The following is a 14,202-nucleotide window of genomic DNA, read 5'->3' on the forward strand; positions in this document are numbered from 1 at the left end:
TTCAGAACAGGGGCAGGTTAAGGCCGAGCAGATTCCGAAAGGCGAACGCGACGGCGATCAGGCCCAGGGAAATCTTGATGTTGCGCGCCACCGAGTACGAGGTACCGGCCAGCGTCGAGCAAAACACCAGGAACACGATGCCCACGATCATGTTGATCAGGGCGGACACCACCGCGAAGCCGCACAGGCTGAGCATGATGATCGCGATGTTCTTGAAGCTGTAGCTCAGCGGCACCGGCGGCACGAAGCGCGAACGCAGCACGGTGATCAGACCGATCAAGCCCAGAAGCGAACTGATCATCAGCGGAAATAGCCCCGGTCCGGACCGGCTGAAGGTCCCCAGCTGGTACTTCATGGCCGCCAACCCGAACAGCAGGGCGAAGGCGATCATGAAGAGCCCCGCAACGAAGTTTCTATTGCTTAGATACATAAGACTCGCCCTCCCAGGCGATGCGTTTTTGCTTGTTTTTTTCCGCCCGGTTCTCCAACCGGTCAGCTTTGCTCGCCTGTCTTTCCGCTGAAAATTTCGGTGCTGCGGGCGAGTTCGGCAGATAGTAGAGATCGACACTTCCAATCTGCTTTCGCTTTTTGCGCCGGAACGCGTCAAACACTTATCGCTTTCCCGTAGGCCGCGTGACATGAAGCTGACGGCTTCCTGAAGCCGTGTAAAAATTCAGGTAGCCGTCAGGCACGACCCCATTTCGGCGATGCGCAACAAGGCGATCGCCAGCCTGCCCGGCAACGCGGGCATCAAGATCGGAGAAGGGCAATACGCGGCGGCGGGCGGGGTTGCGAGTGCCGTCGCGTCAGGCTCGAGCATCGCGCTCGAGCGGCGGGCGGCAACAGGCCGTTGCCACCCGCCAAAGCGGCTATGGTTCAGCCGCCCTTTCAGCCGCCATGCACGCCGCCACGGTAGGTTTTTATCTGCCCGCGCAGCTCGCCATCGGGGTGCGCCGCCGTGGAGGCGCTGACATACCAGCGCTCGGCGATCAGGTCTTCGATCTGCGCGGCCGTCAGCTGGCTGCGCCCCTCCCGTTCACGCGCGCCCCTGTCTTCATAGAGCACGAACGGCGGCAGCACGATGAGCGCCGGCGCGTTCTCGCGTTCCGTGGCGGGCCCATGAAAGGCCGCCACGGTTTCGGGGCCGGTCATGCGGGCCAGCGTCACGCGCCATTCCAGCACGCCGGTCGCGGTGTACAAGGTGGCCCGCATCGAGCCGCCCGCCGGGGCCTTGACCGGCGGCACCACATACTTGGCATCGATCCAGGCTTCGAAGAACATGAATTCCGGCCGCGGCTTGGCCCCTTCCTGCTCGGCCCGCTCGGCCCGCGAGGGGGCCGTCCCAAAGCCGCCCGGCCATGCCGAGCGCGCCAGGACGACGCCCGCCGCGCCAGCCGTCAGCCTGGAAAGTGCAGAGAGAGCCTGTCGTCGGCTGCGCATGAACGTCCCTTACGGTAGCGATGGATGAAGACTGTCTGGCGGAGGCAAAAAAAAGCCCCCCGGCAATCCGGTGGGGCTATCGTAGCGCGCCAGCCGCGCCGAGGCCGCGGCCTGTCAGGCGTGAGCCAGGGCCAGCCGTTGCTGGGGCAGCCCATGCGGGGGCAGCCCATGCTGGGGCAGCCCCTGCTGCGGCGCGCCCTGCCCATCGTCGCGCAACTTGAACAGCGCCACGGTGCCGGCCAGGGCACGGGCCTGGTCGCTCAGCATGGCGGACGCGGCGGCCGACTCTTCCACCAGCGCCGCGTTCTGCTGCGTCGCCTGGTCCATGTCCGACACCGCGCGGTCGATCTGGCTGATGCCCACGCTCTGTTCGGCCATGGCGCCGTGGATCTCGGTGACCAGGCGCTGCACGCGGGTAATGCCGTCGACAATCTCGCCCATCGTCGCGCCGGCAGCCTGGACGCGTTCGGTGCCGCTCTTCACGTTCTGCACCGAGGCCTGGATCAGGCCGCGGATCTCCTGCGCCGAAGCCGCGCTGCGTTGCGCCAGCGTGCGCACTTCGCCCGCCACCACCGCAAAGCCGCGGCCCTGCTCGCCCGCCCGCGCCGCTTCGACCGCGGCGTTCAGCGCCAGGATATTGGTCTGGAAGGCGATGCCGTCGATCACGCTGATGATCTCGGTGATGCGCTCGGAAGACTGCGAGATCGCGCTCATCGTCGTGACGGCGTCCGTCACCACCTGGCCGCCGCGCTCTGCCGCCGAGCTGGCCTCGGTGGCCAGGCGCGTCGCCTGCTCCGCGGTTTCCTCGGTCTGCCGGACGCTGGAGGTCAGCTGCGTCAGCGCCGACGACGTCTCCTGCAAGGAGCCGGCCGACGTTTCAGTGCGCTGCGACAGATCGCGGTTGCCCATTTCGATCTCGCTCGTGGCGGCCGTCATGGAATGCACGCCGGTGCGCACGTCCAGCATCACATGGCTGATCTTGTCGACAAACGCGTTGAACGACGCGGAGATCTGCGCCACTTCGTCATGGCCCACCACCGCCAGGCGGTGCGTCATGTCGCCGTTGCCCGAACCGATGGTGTCCATGGCATCGCGCACCGCCGACAGGCGCTTGAAGGCGCGCGAGGTCACCACGCTGGCCAGCAGCACCGCGATCAGGGTCAGCACCACCACCGACACCAGGGTCGCGTTGAGCACCTGCGTCAGTCCGGCGGTAGCCTCGGCCCGGTCCAGCGCGATCACCAGGAACCAGTCGGTGCCGGGAATGGCGCGCGCCTTGAGCAGCTTGGGCGCGCCGCCCAGCGTCACCGCGACCGGCGCCGCGCCATCGCGCGCCATGGCGGCCAGGACCGCGGGCGTGAGTTCGGCGGCGACGTCCGTGGACGGTTTCAGCGCCAGCTTGTCGTCCACGTGCGAAATCACCTGACCGTCGGCGGCCAGCACGAACGCGATGCTGGACGGCGTGGGGCGGATGGCCTTGATGATGGCCTGGATGCCGTCCAGCGGCACGGCGCCGCTCAGGGCGCCGACGGTCTGGCCGTTGCGCACCATAGGCGTGGTGAACGCCACGTAGAGCTTGCCGGTGCCCGAATCGCCATAGGGCTTGGTCACGGTCAGCTTGCCTGCGGCGACCGCGCTCTTGTACCAGGGGCGCGCCGTCGGATCGTAGTCGGCGGCCGTCTGCGTGGTGGAAAGGTACGTCTTGTCCGACCAGCCGATCGTGGTGATCGGAAAGCCGTTGGTGTCGCCCATCAGCTTGGCCAACCCGCGCGGGTCGCCCTTTTCCACCACCGCGGCGGTGGCGGTCACGGCCTGGGCCTTGTCGGCCGACCAGCGTTCGATGGCGCTGGCGTTGCCGGCGGCGATGGCGTCCAGGTCCGCCGAGATGGTCGCCATCATGTTGTCGCGCACGATCTGGTACGTGACGATGCCCGAGAGCACCAGCGCACCGACGACGGTAAAGCACGTGATCAACAGGATCCTGTTCCGCAACGAGGTGATTTTCATGCTTGCCTTCTTACTGCAACTGCCCATGCCGGAGGGCACGGGTATCCAGGTACGCGGCGCCAATGGCCGCGTCAACCTCACTTACGGCAGTGCAGCAAAGGACTTTAGGGCCAAGGCATAATGGCGATGGCGCCTGCCGCGGGCCGGCGCCGATACACCAGCGTTTTCCCGGGAGCTTTCGTTGGACCCCATCCTCGCCGAACTGTCGGCGTCGCTGCAGGCGGCCAAATCGGTCGAGCAGCTGACGCGACCCCTGCTCGACATGCTGGGCGCCGTCACGGGCCTGGAATCCACCTACCTCACCGCGATCGACGCCGACCTGCAGCACGTGCGCTATGCGCGCAATGTGGGCGCGTTGCAGATCCCGGAAGGCCTGTCGGTACCCTGGTCCGACACCCTGTGCAAGCGCGCGCTGGACGAAGGCCGCATGACCACCAGCGACGTCCGCGCCTGCTGGCCGGATTCCGACGCGGCACGCCAGTTGGGCATCCAGACCTACGTCAGCGCCCCCATCCGCACCGACGATGGCCTGCTGCTCGGCACGCTGTGTGGCGCCAGCGCCCACCAGCAATCCGTGGCGCCACAGGCTGAATCCATCCTGCGCCTGTTCTCCAGCGTGATCGCCGGCTTCATCGAACGCGAGCAACTGGTCGCGCAGCTGCGGCAAGCCAATGCGCAACTGATGGCCTATGCGCTGACCGATCCGCTCACCGGCCTGCCCAACCGTCGCGCGCTCTACGAAGAACTGGACCGCCTGCGCAGCCGCGCACTGCGCGAAGGCGGCAGCGTGCTGGTCGGCGTGGTCGACCTGGACGGCTTCAAGGGCATCAACGACACCTACGGCCACCAGCAAGGCGACGCCTTCCTGCAGGAAATCGCGCGGCGGCTGGCCATCGCGGTGCGCGCCTCGGACATGGTCGGCCGGCTGGGCGGCGACGAATTCGTGCTGATCGGCCCCGGCCCCGCGCTGGCGCGCGGCGATGCGGCGCCGGGGCAGGATGCCGAACGCGGCGATGCCCAGGAAGCCGCCCGCTCGCTGGAAGACCGCGCCAGCGCCGCCACGGTCGGGCGCTACCAGCTCGGCGACACCGCCCAGCCCTACGAGGGCGCCAGCGTCGGCGTGGTGGCGCTGGACCCGCGCGGCCTGACCGCCGAGGAAGCCGTGCGGCTGGCCGATGCCCGCATGTATGAGATCAAGCGCGCCCGCAAGGCCGTCCGCACGATTCACTAGCGCCAGGGCTTGCACGACACATAAGTATTTGCTAATGTGTCGCCATGCTCGAAAACGACATCTTCAAGGCCCTGGCCGACCCGACCCGCCGTACGCTCTTCGAAAAACTTGCGGCCGGCGGCATGAACGCCAGCGCGCTACGGGACGGCATGGATATCAGCCAGCCCGCGATCTCGCAGCACCTGGCGGTGCTGCGCCAGGCGCGGCTGGTACGCGAACAGCGGCAAGGCCGCTTCGTCCACTACGAAGTCGATCCGGACGGCCTGGCCCTGCTATGCGGCTGGCTGGCCAGGTACCGCGCTTACTGGCCGGCGCGCGTCGAGGCCCTGAAGAGCCTGCTCAAGGACATGGACCAATGAACGCCAAGCATCTCGACCCGCAGGACACCGCGCTGGTGCTCGACTATGACCTGGACGCGCCGCCCGAGAAAGTCTGGCGCGCCCTCAGCATCCCCGCCCTGCGCGACCAGTGGCTGCCGGACGGCGAGCTGGCCGCTGCCGAACCGCTGGCCTGCACGCCCGGCGTCGAGGTCCGCTACCGCATGCGCGAAACCTTGCCGCCCTGCCTCGAAAGCGTGGTGACGTTCCAGTTGCACCCCACCGCCGACGGCGGCACCCGCCTCACCATCATCCACGCGCCGGACGACGCCAGGCTGACCCGCCCCGCGCCGCAGGCCGCCAACGATTCCTGGCACCGGCTCAAGCTGGCCGCCTGACGCGCGCCCGCGCCCTTACCGTTTTTCCGTTTTCGCGGCGCCATCCCCGCCGCCCGACAGGAGTTCGCCCATGAGCGAAACGATGCAGCTCGTCCCGATGGTCGTCGAACAGTCCGGACGCGGTGAAAGATCCTTCGATATCTACTCGCGCCTGCTGCGTGAACGCATCATTTTCCTGAGCGGCGAGGTCAACGACAGCGTGTCCGCGCTGGTCTGCGCGCAGCTGCTGTTCCTGGAAGCCGAGAACCCCGGCAAGCCCATCCACCTGTACATCAACTCGCCGGGCGGCGTCATCACCAGCGGGCTGGCCATGTACGACACCATGCAGTTCATCAAGTCGCCGGTGCACACGCTGTGCATGGGCACCGCGCGGTCGATGGGTTCATTCCTGCTAATGGCGGGCGAACCCGGCCAGCGCGCCGCGCTGGCCAACGCCAGCCTGCACGTGCACCAGCCGCTGGGCGGCTTCCAGGGGCAGGCGTCCGATGTGCTGATCCATGCCGAGGAAATGCAGCGCACCAAGCAGCGCATCACGCGGCTGTATGCCGAGCACTGCGGCCGCAGCATTGAAGACGTGGCGCGCAGCCTGGACCGCGACCGCTACATGAGCGCCGAGGAAGCGGTGGAATGGGGCCTGATCGACCGCGTGATGGATCCGCGCACGATGGGCAATTGAGCCGGCGGCCGCCGAACCTGACGGCTACGCGTCGGCCAGCCGCCGCTGATGGCGGGCGCGCAACAGCGCGTTGACTGCCGCCCCCACCGCCAACAGCGCCGCGGTGCCCAGGAACACCGCCGGCATGCCGAAGTGTCCGCCGATGAATCCGCCCAGCACCGGGCCCGCCACCTGGCCCACGTACTGCGCCGAAATCGACAGGCCCAGCACATTGCCGCCGACGCCATCGGGCACGTTATGGCGGATCACGCTGGTCACGCAGGGCAGCAACCCGCCCAGCGCCAGCCCCATCAGGAAACGCAGCGCCACCAGTTGCCAGCCCGCGGTCACGAAGGCCTGCGGAATCAGCAGCAGCGCGGCCACGGCCAGCGCGCCGACGATCACGGTCCAGTGGCCCACCCGGTCGGCCAGCCGGCCCAGGCGCGAAGCGGACAGGATGGCGCCCAGCGCCGCGGCCGACATCACCACGCCCGACACGAGTGTGACGCGGCTGGCGTCCTGCACCAGTTGCCCCACGTAGACGGTGATGATGGGTTCGATCGACATGGTGGCAAACATCAGCAGCATCCCGGTCGCCAACATCGCGACCACCGGGCGCTTGTCCGGAATCTGCGCCCAGCCGCCTTTCTTGGGCCCGCCGGCCTTGGCCTTGGGCGGACGCGGCATTTCCTTGATCAGGAACACCGTGGCCAGGAACACCAGGAAGATCACGCCGCCGGCCAGCAGAAACGTGGCGCGGATGCCGATCAGGGGCGGCAACGCCCCGCCGATCAGCGGCCCGACCAGGTTGCCCGCCATGATGCCGGCCGACAGCACCCCCAGCGCCCAGCCCGAACGCGCCTTGGGCGCCTGCATCGCCACCAGGATGGTCGACCCCGACGCGTAGCCGCCGGCGAAACCCACCAGCAGCCGCAGCAGCACCAATTGCCACACCGTCTGCACCATGCCCGTCAGCGACATGCAGACCGCCATGCCGAACGACGCGCGCACCAGCATCAGCTTGCGGCCGTAGCGGTCGCCCAGCCGGCCCCAGAGCGGCGCCACCAGCGCCGCGGCGAAAAAGGTGGCGCCATAGGCGATGCCCGACCACTGCACGATCGCCTCGTGCCCCACCGCGCCCAGCTCTTCCACATACAGCGGCAGGAACGGCAGCAGCAGCGTCATTGCCACGATGGTGCTGAACGAACCGGCGAAACAGACCGCCAGGTTGCGCCGCCAGTGGATGTTGTCGTCCGGCGCCGCCGGCGCGGCGGTGTCCGTGGGGGAAGTCATGGGAGGAATCCTTGTTGCGGTCGGTGACGCGCCAGTCGCGCCCTCCGGATTGTTGCCAGCCGGGCCGCCTGTAACAAGGCCAGCCCCGATACCGGTATTGCCGCTACCCCCCAACCGCGCCGCCGGCCTGCTCCGCCGCTGTCATGTGGAATGCTGGTAGTCTTGCAGCGCCGCACGCCGTCCTGCGCGTGCCTTTCTCTTTTTCGGTGAATCCATCATGACCAGCCCCCTGTACCAAGCTTCCGTACCCGTTCTCAAGCAAATGCTGACCGCCCTGTCCGGCGTGCTGCAAAAGGCCGAGGCCCACGTCGCCGCCAAGAACATCGACCCCAACGCCCTGCTGCAGGCCCGCCTGTTCCCCGACATGTTCCCGCTGGTACGCCAGGTGCAGATCGCCTGTGACTTCGCCAAGGGCATCTCGTCGCGCCTGGCCGGCGCCGAAGTGCCGTCCTGGCCGGACACCGAAACCACCTTCGCCGAACTGCAAACGCTGATCGCCAAGGCCCTGGCCCACGTCGGCGCGTTCCAGCCGGAACAGTTCGCCCAGAGCGAAGGCCGCGAAATCGTGCTGCGTCCGGGCACGCCCAAGGAAAAGAAACTGAACGCCAGCGCCTACCTGCTGCACTATGGCCTGCCCCAGTTCTTCTTCCACGTAACCACCGCCTACGACCTGCTGCGCCACAACGGCGTCGAGATCGGCAAGCGCGACTACATGGGCGCCTACTGATCACGGCAGCCGCGCGCCAGCAGGTTGCTGCTGCTGGCGCTGGCGGCGGCCGGTGCGCGTCGGCCTATTCCGTGATCTGGATCTTGGCCTGATCGATGATCACCTGGTAGCGCTTCATTTCCGCGTCGATGAACGTGGCGAAGGCCGCCGAGTCCTTGACCGACGGCTCAAAGCCCAGGCTGTTCAGCTGCTCGACCACCTTGGGGCTGGCCATTACTTTGGCCGACACCGCTTCCAGTTTCCGCAGGATCGGCTGCGGCAGGTTGGCTGGGCCCCACACGCCGTACCAGGAATAGAACTCGAAATTCTTCTGGCCCTGCTCCTTCATGGTGGGCAGGTCAGCCAGCAACGGGCTGCGCTCGGCGCCGGTCAGCGCCACCGCGCGAAGCTTGCCGGCGCGCACCATCGGCAGCGACGACAGCATCGGGTCGATCAAGCCCTGCACCTGGCCGCCGACCATGTCCGACAAGGCCGGGCCGCCGCCGCGATAGAGCACGATGGGAATCTGCTCCAGGCCGTTGTCGTGCAGGAACGAGGCCGCGGCCAGATGGCCGGCCGACCCGAAGCCGGTGGTGGCGAAGGAATACTTCTGCGGATCCGCCTTCAACACCTTGACCAGCTCCTGCACGTTGTTCGCCGGCACTTTGGGGTTGACGCTGAAGATCAGCGCGCCCTGGGCCAGTTCGCTGATCGGCGTGAAGTCCTTGACCGAATCGAACTTGATCGTCTTCTTGTACAGCAGCGGATTGATGGCGTGGATCGAGGCATTCAGATAGAGCGTGTAGCCATCGGGCGCGGCACGCGCCACGTAGGCCGCGCCGATCATGCCCGAGGCGCCGGCGCGGTTTTCCACCACCACCGACTGGCCCAGCTCTTTGCCCAATTGCTCGGCATACAGGCGCGCCACGCCATCGACGGAACCGCCCGGCGGATGCGGCACGACCAGCGTGATGGGACGCTGTGGATAGGCGTCATCGGCCAGCGCGGCGGCGCCGGACGCGGCGCCCGCCGCCAGCAAGGCGGCGCTGAGCAGCCGCTTGAGCGGCGCGGGACGGGACAGGGAACGGAACATGATGGTCTCTCTAGGCGATGGCGCATTCATTTCGAGCGCGCAGGAGTCGTCCACGCCATCGGACGCGACGCGCGCGCCCGCCATGCCGTGGATCGTCAGGATGGGTCCGGCGGCCTGCGCCGCCGGACAAGGGGAATCAGGCCGCCTTGAGCTGCGCGGAACTGAAGCCGTACTTGGTGTCCAGCCCCAGCTCGCGCACGATGCGCAGGCCCTTGGCCAGCGCGTCGCCTTCCAGGCCGCGCAACGGACGGCGCAGATCGCCCACCGGCAGGCCCACCGCCTTCATCAGCGACTTGATGGCCACCGGGTTGATGGCGGAGTACGAGTAGTGCAGCATCGGCAAGAGGCCCAGATAGCCTTCGCGGAAGCTGACCGACACATCGGGCGTATCCCACGGACGCGAGATGTCGGCCATTTCAGCGGGCGCGATGTTGCCGGTCATGTTGGCGGTGCCGTGGCCGCCCAGGCTCATGGTGGGCACCACCAGCCCCAGATTGGGCGAATCGCAGCACATCACCGACACGTCCGGACGGCCGCGCAGCACCTGCGCCACCTGGCCGACGCGCGTGGTCGATTCCTTGTGCACCACGTAGTTCGGATGCTTGAAGATGCGCAGCAGCTGGTCCCAATGCAGGTCGCTCTTGACCCGCGGCGGGTTGTTGTAGATACCCAGCGGCAGGTCGGTGGCATCGGCCACTTCCAGGAAATAGGCTTCGGTGTCCGCCTCGGACGCGCAGATGTAGGCGGGCGCGGCCAGAATCGCGCCGTCGGCGCCGTTGGCCTGCGCGAACTTCAGGTATTCGATGGTGCTGTCGGTGTTGTTGCCGGTGCAGCCGTAGAACAGCTTCATCTTGCCGCTCTTCATCTTGGCGGTCTCGACGATGACCTGGTGCCGTTCTTCCGGCGACAGCAGCGACACTTCTCCAGTGGAGCCCATGATGAGCACCGCGGCGGTGCCGTTGTCCTCCTGGAACTTCAACAGGCTGCGAAAGGCGCTGAAATCGACACTGCCGTCGCGATTGAACGGCGTCACGATAGCGACGAAGGACCCCTGGATTTTCATTTTGCTCATGAACCACTCCACATGCGGAAGGACTGCTCGATAAAAGCCAGGGTCGCGCGCGGTCGGCGCATCCACCTGACCATTCCCCTTGTTGCTTACGCAGTATAGGAAGAGCGGCCCCGAAAATTTTTCTATTTTCCACACTTTCAGGGGGCCCGAAAGACAAAGAATTTCTAAGGCAATGCGTTTAAGTTATGAGGATTTCCATAACAATACGTTTTTGACCGCGCCACACCCCATGCCCGCAGCGACTTCCCGTTATCCGTCCCTATCTCATTGGGGCGCCTACACCGCCCTCGTTCGCGACGGCCGTGTGGTGGGCTGCGAGCCGTTCGCCCACGACCAGGCCCCGTCCCCGCTTATCCATGCCATGCCCGATATGGTGCATTCGCCGCTGCGCATCGCGCGGCCCAGCGTGCGCGCCAGCTGGCTCAAGCATCGCGGCGCGCCCGAACTGCGCGGCATCGACGGCTATGTGGAGGTCGATTGGGATACGGCCCTGGCGCTGGTGCACGGCGAATTGCAGCGGGTGCGTGCGCAGCATGGCCCCACCGCGATCTTCGGCGGCTCGTATGGCTGGTCGTCCGCCGGGCGCCTGCACCATGCCCGCACGCTGACGCACCGCTTCCTGTATGCCGGCGGGGGCTGTGTCGACCAGTCGGGTAACTACAGCTGGGGCGCGGCGCAGTTCCTGCTGCCGCACATCATCGGCACCTATGCGCCCGTAACCGGCCGCATCACCGACTGGAACAGCGTCGTCAACCACACCCAGCTGCTGATCGCGTTCGGCGGCATCCCCTTGCGCAACACCCAGATTGCCTCGGGTGGCGCCGGCGACCACAGCGCACCCGGCTGGCTGGCGCGGGCGCGCCAGGCCGGCATGCGCAGCGTGGTCGTCAGCCCCACCCGCGCCGACGCGCCGGACGCGCTGGCGGCCGAATGGATTCCCATCCGCCCCAACACCGACGCCGCGATGATGCTGGGCATGGCCCATACGCTGCTGACCGAAGACCGCCACGACAGCGCGTTCGTGGCGCGCTACTGCAACGGCTTCGAACAATACGCGGACTATGTGCTGGGGCGCGGCGATGGCCTGCCAAAATCGGCGGAGTGGGCCGAAGCCATCTGCGGCGTGCCGGCAGCCACCATCCGCGAACTGGCCCGGGCCGCGGCCGGCTGCCGCACGCTGCTGTCGTGTTCGTGGTCGCTGCAACGCGGCCATCGCGGCGAGCAGCCTTACTGGGGCAGCGTGGCGCTGGCCTCGCTGCTGGGCCAGATCGGCCTGCCGGGCGGCGGCTTCGCGTTTGGCCACGGGTCCATGAACGGCGCCGGCAATCCGCGCCCCGACCTGCCCGCCCCCGAAATGCGCGCCGGCCGCAACCCGGCGGCCACGTCGATTCCGGTGGCGCGGCTGACCGACATGCTGCTGCAGCCAGGCCAGACCTACGAATTCAACGGCAAGACCGGCGCCTATCCCGACATCCGCCTGGTCTACTGGGCAGGCGGCAATCCGTTCCATCACCACCAGGACCTGAACCGCCTGGCGCAGGCCTGGACGCGGCCCGAGACCATCATCGTGCACGAGCCGTGGTGGACGCCCACCGCGCGCCGCGCCGACATCGTCCTGCCCGCGACCACCACGTTGGAACGCAACGACATCGGCGGCTCGTCGCGCGACCGCTATATCCTGGCGATGCACCAGGCCGTGGCGCCGGTGGGGCACAGCCGCAACGACTTCGACATCTATCGCGAACTCGCCGCGCGCGGCGGCTTCGAGCAGGCCTACACCGAAGGCCGCGACGAAATGGCCTGGATCCGCCACATCTACGAACAGATGCGGCCGGCCTGGGAAGCCGCGCAACTGACGCTGCCCGCGTTCGATGAATTCTGGGACCGCGGCCACATCGCGCTGCCCCCGCCGACGCGCGATTTCGTGCTGTTCGAGCAGTTCCGCCAGGACCCCGCGGCGCATCCGCTCAAGACCCGCTCGGGCCGCCTGGAACTGCACAGCACGGCCATCGCCGAATTCGGCTACGACGATTGTCCGCCGCATCCGGCCTGGTTGCCGCCGGTCGAATGGCTGGGCGCCGCTCGCGCCGCGCGCTGGCCGCTGCACCTGGTGACTTGCCAGCCCGCGGACCGGCTGCACTCGCAGCTGGACCCCGCGCCCGCCACCCGCCAGAACAAGGTCGCCGGCCGCGAAGCCGTGCTGCTGCATCCGATTGACGCCGCCGAACGCGGCATCGCGCAAGGCGACGTGGTGCGCATCTTCAATGACCGCGGCGCCTGCCTGGGCGGCGCGCAACTCAGCGCCGACCTGCTGCGCGGCGTGGTGGTGATGCCTACCGGCGCGTGGTTCGATCCGCAAGGCGCGGCGCTGGAGCGCCACGGCAATCCCAATGTGCTGACGGTGGATGTCGGCACCTCGCGCCTGGCGCAAGGACCCAGCGCGCTGTCGGCGCTGGTGCAGGTGGAACGCTGGCAAGGCGCCGCCCCCGCGGTGCAGGCGTTCGAGCCGCCGGCGCTGGAAACGCTGCCCAAGCAGGAAACGCTGCCAAGCGGCGGCGCGGTTGCGCAGCACCCGTAGCCGTCACGGCGGCGTCGGACGGCTTGGCGCATCCCAGGCCCGTCTGCCGTGGCTGACGAGGTTCATGCTTGCGCGCCGCCGCGATGGCGCAGATGGATCAGCGGATAGGGCCGGCCCTGGCTGTCGCGCTCGGATCGGCCGGTGCGTTCGAACCCCAACCGTTCATAGAAGCCCACGGCTTGGCCGTTCTGTTCGTTCACGTCCGTGGCCAGGCGGGGATGGCGCCGTAATGCGTCGGCCACCAGCAGACGGCCGACGCCCGCGCCGCGATGGTCCGGGTCCACGAACAGGGCTTGCATGCAGTCGCCGTCCAGCAGCATGAACGCGACGGGGCGATCGGCCTCGTCCACCGCCAGCTCCAGCGTGGCGGCGGGCAGGAAGCCTGCGACTTCGGCATCGATGGCGAGGCGGTCTTCGGCGGTCAGGAAATGATGCGTGGCATCGACGGCCCGGCGCCAGATGTCGACGACACGCGCGCCGTCGGCGGGCGTGGATTTTCTAAGCGTGAACATGATTCAAAGTACGTTGTTCGATGGCCCGGATCACCGCCACCATGTCGGACGGGCCCAGCCCCAGCGCCTCGGTTTCGCCATAAAGCGCATGGCTGGCGTCCAGCAGCGGCGAGGCGAGGCCCGCGCTGCGCGCGGCCTCGGCGACCAGGCGGCTGTTCTTGAGCACGTCGGTGATGGCGGCCTGCACCGAAAAATCCTGCGTGACCAGCTTGCCCAGCTTCACGCGGGACACATCGCTGGCCATCGGCCCGGCGTTCAGCACGTCGGCGAACAGGGCCAGGTCGATGCCCTGACGCTCGGCGAAATGCACGGATTCGGTCAGGCCCGTGACCATGGTAATCAGGAACAGGTTCACGGCCAGCTTCATCGCCAGCGCCGACGGTACCGCGCCGCACACGAAGCTGTCGCGGCACAACGGCTGCACCAGCGTGCGAATCGCAGCCACATCGTCGGGTTCGCCTGCCAACATCACCACCAGTTGGCCCGCTTCGGCCGGCTTGCGCGAACCCGACACGGGCGCTTCGACATAGCGGCCGCCGGCCGCCTGGATGTCCGCGCCCAACTGGCGAGAAAAGTCCGTCGAGGTCGTGCCCATATTGACGATCACATGGCCATTGACGCGCGCGGCAAAGTCCTTCGTGCCGCGGCCCAGCGTGGCGTCGATGGCCGCGTCGTTGGCCAGCATCAACACGACCGTGCGGCATTGCGCGTAGACCGCGTCCACGCTGTCCGCGACGCGCGCCCCGGCAGCGCGCAGCGCATCGAAACTGCCGCCCGAACGGCTCCAGACCACCAGCGGCGTGCCGGCGCGGGCCAGGTTCAGGGCCATGGGCGTGCCCATGACGCCCAAGCCGATGAATCCGATATCCATATGTGTCTCCTGCCTGTCCTTGTGTAGGG

At 67.6% G+C, this 14,202-nt stretch carries 15 protein-coding genes; 6 read left to right on the top strand and 9 right to left on the bottom strand.

Annotated features, from left to right (window positions below):
* Position 1: 1 nt before the first annotated feature.
* The 4 genes from A9974_RS20225 to A9974_RS20240 form a co-directional block, all read right to left on the bottom strand.
* On the bottom strand, positions 2 to 430 hold the full coding sequence (locus tag A9974_RS20225; protein WP_183005963.1) for a tripartite tricarboxylate transporter TctB family protein: 429 nt from the start codon (positions 428 to 430) through the stop codon (positions 2 to 4).
* Complete coding sequence (locus A9974_RS20230; protein ID WP_183005964.1) at positions 414 to 611, bottom strand: hypothetical protein; 198 nt, start codon at positions 609 to 611, stop codon at positions 414 to 416. The genes A9974_RS20225 and A9974_RS20230 overlap by 17 nt, the downstream gene beginning before the upstream one ends.
* A gap of 277 nt (positions 612 to 888) precedes the next feature.
* A complete protein-coding gene (locus A9974_RS20235; RefSeq protein WP_183005965.1) occupies positions 889 to 1,440 on the bottom strand; it encodes a CHRD domain-containing protein in 552 nt (183 codons plus the stop codon).
* A gap of 114 nt (positions 1,441 to 1,554) precedes the next feature.
* Positions 1,555 to 3,447 carry a methyl-accepting chemotaxis protein gene (locus A9974_RS20240; RefSeq protein WP_183005966.1) on the bottom strand — a complete coding sequence of 631 codons (1,893 nt, stop codon included), beginning with the start codon at positions 3,445 to 3,447 and terminating at the stop codon, positions 1,555 to 1,557.
* Positions 3,448 to 3,628: 181 nt separating this feature from the next.
* On the opposite strand from A9974_RS20240, the gene A9974_RS20245 reads away from it, so the two are divergent.
* The 4 genes from A9974_RS20245 to A9974_RS20260 all read left to right on the top strand — a co-directional run bounded on the left by A9974_RS20245 (position 3,629) and on the right by A9974_RS20260 (position 6,069).
* Entirely contained in the window at positions 3,629 to 4,678 is a 1,050-nt protein-coding gene (locus tag A9974_RS20245; protein WP_183005967.1) for a sensor domain-containing diguanylate cyclase, read from the top strand.
* Between the two features lie 44 nt (positions 4,679 to 4,722).
* Positions 4,723 to 5,037 carry a helix-turn-helix transcriptional regulator gene (locus A9974_RS20250; RefSeq protein WP_183005968.1) on the top strand — a complete coding sequence of 105 codons (315 nt, stop codon included), beginning with the start codon at positions 4,723 to 4,725 and terminating at the stop codon, positions 5,035 to 5,037.
* Positions 5,034 to 5,393 carry an SRPBCC domain-containing protein gene (locus A9974_RS20255; protein ID WP_183005969.1) on the top strand — a complete coding sequence of 120 codons (360 nt, stop codon included), beginning with the start codon at positions 5,034 to 5,036 and terminating at the stop codon, positions 5,391 to 5,393. Before A9974_RS20250 ends, A9974_RS20255 begins: the two co-directional genes overlap by 4 nt.
* Before the next feature lie 70 nt (positions 5,394 to 5,463).
* Positions 5,464 to 6,069, top strand: a complete 606-nt coding sequence (locus tag A9974_RS20260; protein ID WP_183005970.1) for an ATP-dependent Clp protease proteolytic subunit — start codon at positions 5,464 to 5,466, stop codon at positions 6,067 to 6,069.
* Between the two features lie 24 nt (positions 6,070 to 6,093).
* Here A9974_RS20260 and A9974_RS20265 read toward each other — a convergent pair whose 3' ends face one another.
* A complete protein-coding gene (locus A9974_RS20265; RefSeq protein WP_183005971.1) occupies positions 6,094 to 7,341 on the bottom strand; it encodes an MFS transporter in 1,248 nt (415 codons plus the stop codon).
* Between the two features lie 217 nt (positions 7,342 to 7,558).
* Here A9974_RS20265 and A9974_RS20270 point away from each other — a divergent pair, with 217 nt between their 5' ends.
* Positions 7,559 to 8,068, top strand: coding sequence for a DUF1993 family protein (locus A9974_RS20270; RefSeq protein ID WP_183005972.1), 510 nt, complete (start codon positions 7,559 to 7,561; stop codon positions 8,066 to 8,068).
* 64 nt (positions 8,069 to 8,132) lie between these two features.
* Here A9974_RS20270 and A9974_RS20275 read toward each other — a convergent pair whose 3' ends face one another.
* Entirely contained in the window at positions 8,133 to 9,140 is a 1,008-nt protein-coding gene (locus A9974_RS20275) for a tripartite tricarboxylate transporter substrate binding protein (RefSeq protein ID WP_183005973.1), read from the bottom strand.
* A gap of 136 nt (positions 9,141 to 9,276) precedes the next feature.
* The gene (locus tag A9974_RS20280; protein WP_183005974.1) at positions 9,277 to 10,212 is read right to left on the bottom strand and encodes a 4-hydroxy-tetrahydrodipicolinate synthase; all 936 of its coding nucleotides are present in this window, start codon (positions 10,210 to 10,212) and stop codon (positions 9,277 to 9,279) included.
* A 229-nt stretch (positions 10,213 to 10,441) separates the two neighbouring features.
* Here A9974_RS20280 and A9974_RS20285 point away from each other — a divergent pair, with 229 nt between their 5' ends.
* Positions 10,442 to 12,790, top strand: a complete 2,349-nt coding sequence (locus A9974_RS20285) for a molybdopterin-dependent oxidoreductase (protein ID WP_183005975.1) — start codon at positions 10,442 to 10,444, stop codon at positions 12,788 to 12,790.
* 62 nt (positions 12,791 to 12,852) lie between these two features.
* On the opposite strand, the gene A9974_RS20290 is transcribed toward A9974_RS20285, so the two are convergent.
* Both A9974_RS20290 and A9974_RS20295 read right to left on the bottom strand, forming a co-directional pair.
* Positions 12,853 to 13,302, bottom strand: coding sequence for an acetyltransferase (locus tag A9974_RS20290; protein ID WP_183005976.1), 450 nt, complete (start codon positions 13,300 to 13,302; stop codon positions 12,853 to 12,855).
* Positions 13,289 to 14,173, bottom strand: a complete 885-nt coding sequence (locus A9974_RS20295) for an NAD(P)-dependent oxidoreductase (protein WP_183005977.1) — start codon at positions 14,171 to 14,173, stop codon at positions 13,289 to 13,291. The genes A9974_RS20290 and A9974_RS20295 overlap by 14 nt, the downstream gene beginning before the upstream one ends.
* Between the last annotated feature and the right edge of the window lie 29 nt (positions 14,174 to 14,202).

It is taken from the genome of Achromobacter sp. UMC71, from assembly GCF_014170305.1.
In the GTDB taxonomy this organism is placed as follows: domain Bacteria; phylum Pseudomonadota; class Gammaproteobacteria; order Burkholderiales; family Burkholderiaceae_B; genus Achromobacter.

Bases quoted from the DNA above. Each gene is read 5' to 3' on its own strand.
- A9974_RS20225 (WP_183005963.1), bottom strand. From the start codon at position 430: ATGTATCTAAGCAATAGAAACTTCGTTGCGGGGCTCTTCATGATCGCC.
- A9974_RS20235 (WP_183005965.1), bottom strand. From the start codon at position 1,440: ATGCGCAGCCGACGACAGGCTCTCTCTGCACTTTCCAGGCTGACGGCT.
- A9974_RS20240 (WP_183005966.1), bottom strand. From the start codon at position 3,447: ATGAAAATCACCTCGTTGCGGAACAGGATCCTGTTGATCACGTGCTTT.
- A9974_RS20250 (WP_183005968.1), top strand. From the start codon at position 4,723: ATGCTCGAAAACGACATCTTCAAGGCCCTGGCCGACCCGACCCGCCGT.
- A9974_RS20255 (WP_183005969.1), top strand. From the start codon at position 5,034: ATGAACGCCAAGCATCTCGACCCGCAGGACACCGCGCTGGTGCTCGAC.
- A9974_RS20260 (WP_183005970.1), top strand. From the start codon at position 5,464: ATGAGCGAAACGATGCAGCTCGTCCCGATGGTCGTCGAACAGTCCGGA.
- A9974_RS20265 (WP_183005971.1), bottom strand. From the start codon at position 7,341: ATGACTTCCCCCACGGACACCGCCGCGCCGGCGGCGCCGGACGACAAC.
- A9974_RS20270 (WP_183005972.1), top strand. From the start codon at position 7,559: ATGACCAGCCCCCTGTACCAAGCTTCCGTACCCGTTCTCAAGCAAATG.
- A9974_RS20275 (WP_183005973.1), bottom strand. From the start codon at position 9,140: ATGTTCCGTTCCCTGTCCCGTCCCGCGCCGCTCAAGCGGCTGCTCAGC.
- A9974_RS20280 (WP_183005974.1), bottom strand. From the start codon at position 10,212: ATGAGCAAAATGAAAATCCAGGGGTCCTTCGTCGCTATCGTGACGCCG.
- A9974_RS20285 (WP_183005975.1), top strand. From the start codon at position 10,442: ATGCCCGCAGCGACTTCCCGTTATCCGTCCCTATCTCATTGGGGCGCC.
- A9974_RS20290 (WP_183005976.1), bottom strand. From the start codon at position 13,302: ATGTTCACGCTTAGAAAATCCACGCCCGCCGACGGCGCGCGTGTCGTC.
- A9974_RS20295 (WP_183005977.1), bottom strand. From the start codon at position 14,173: ATGGATATCGGATTCATCGGCTTGGGCGTCATGGGCACGCCCATGGCC.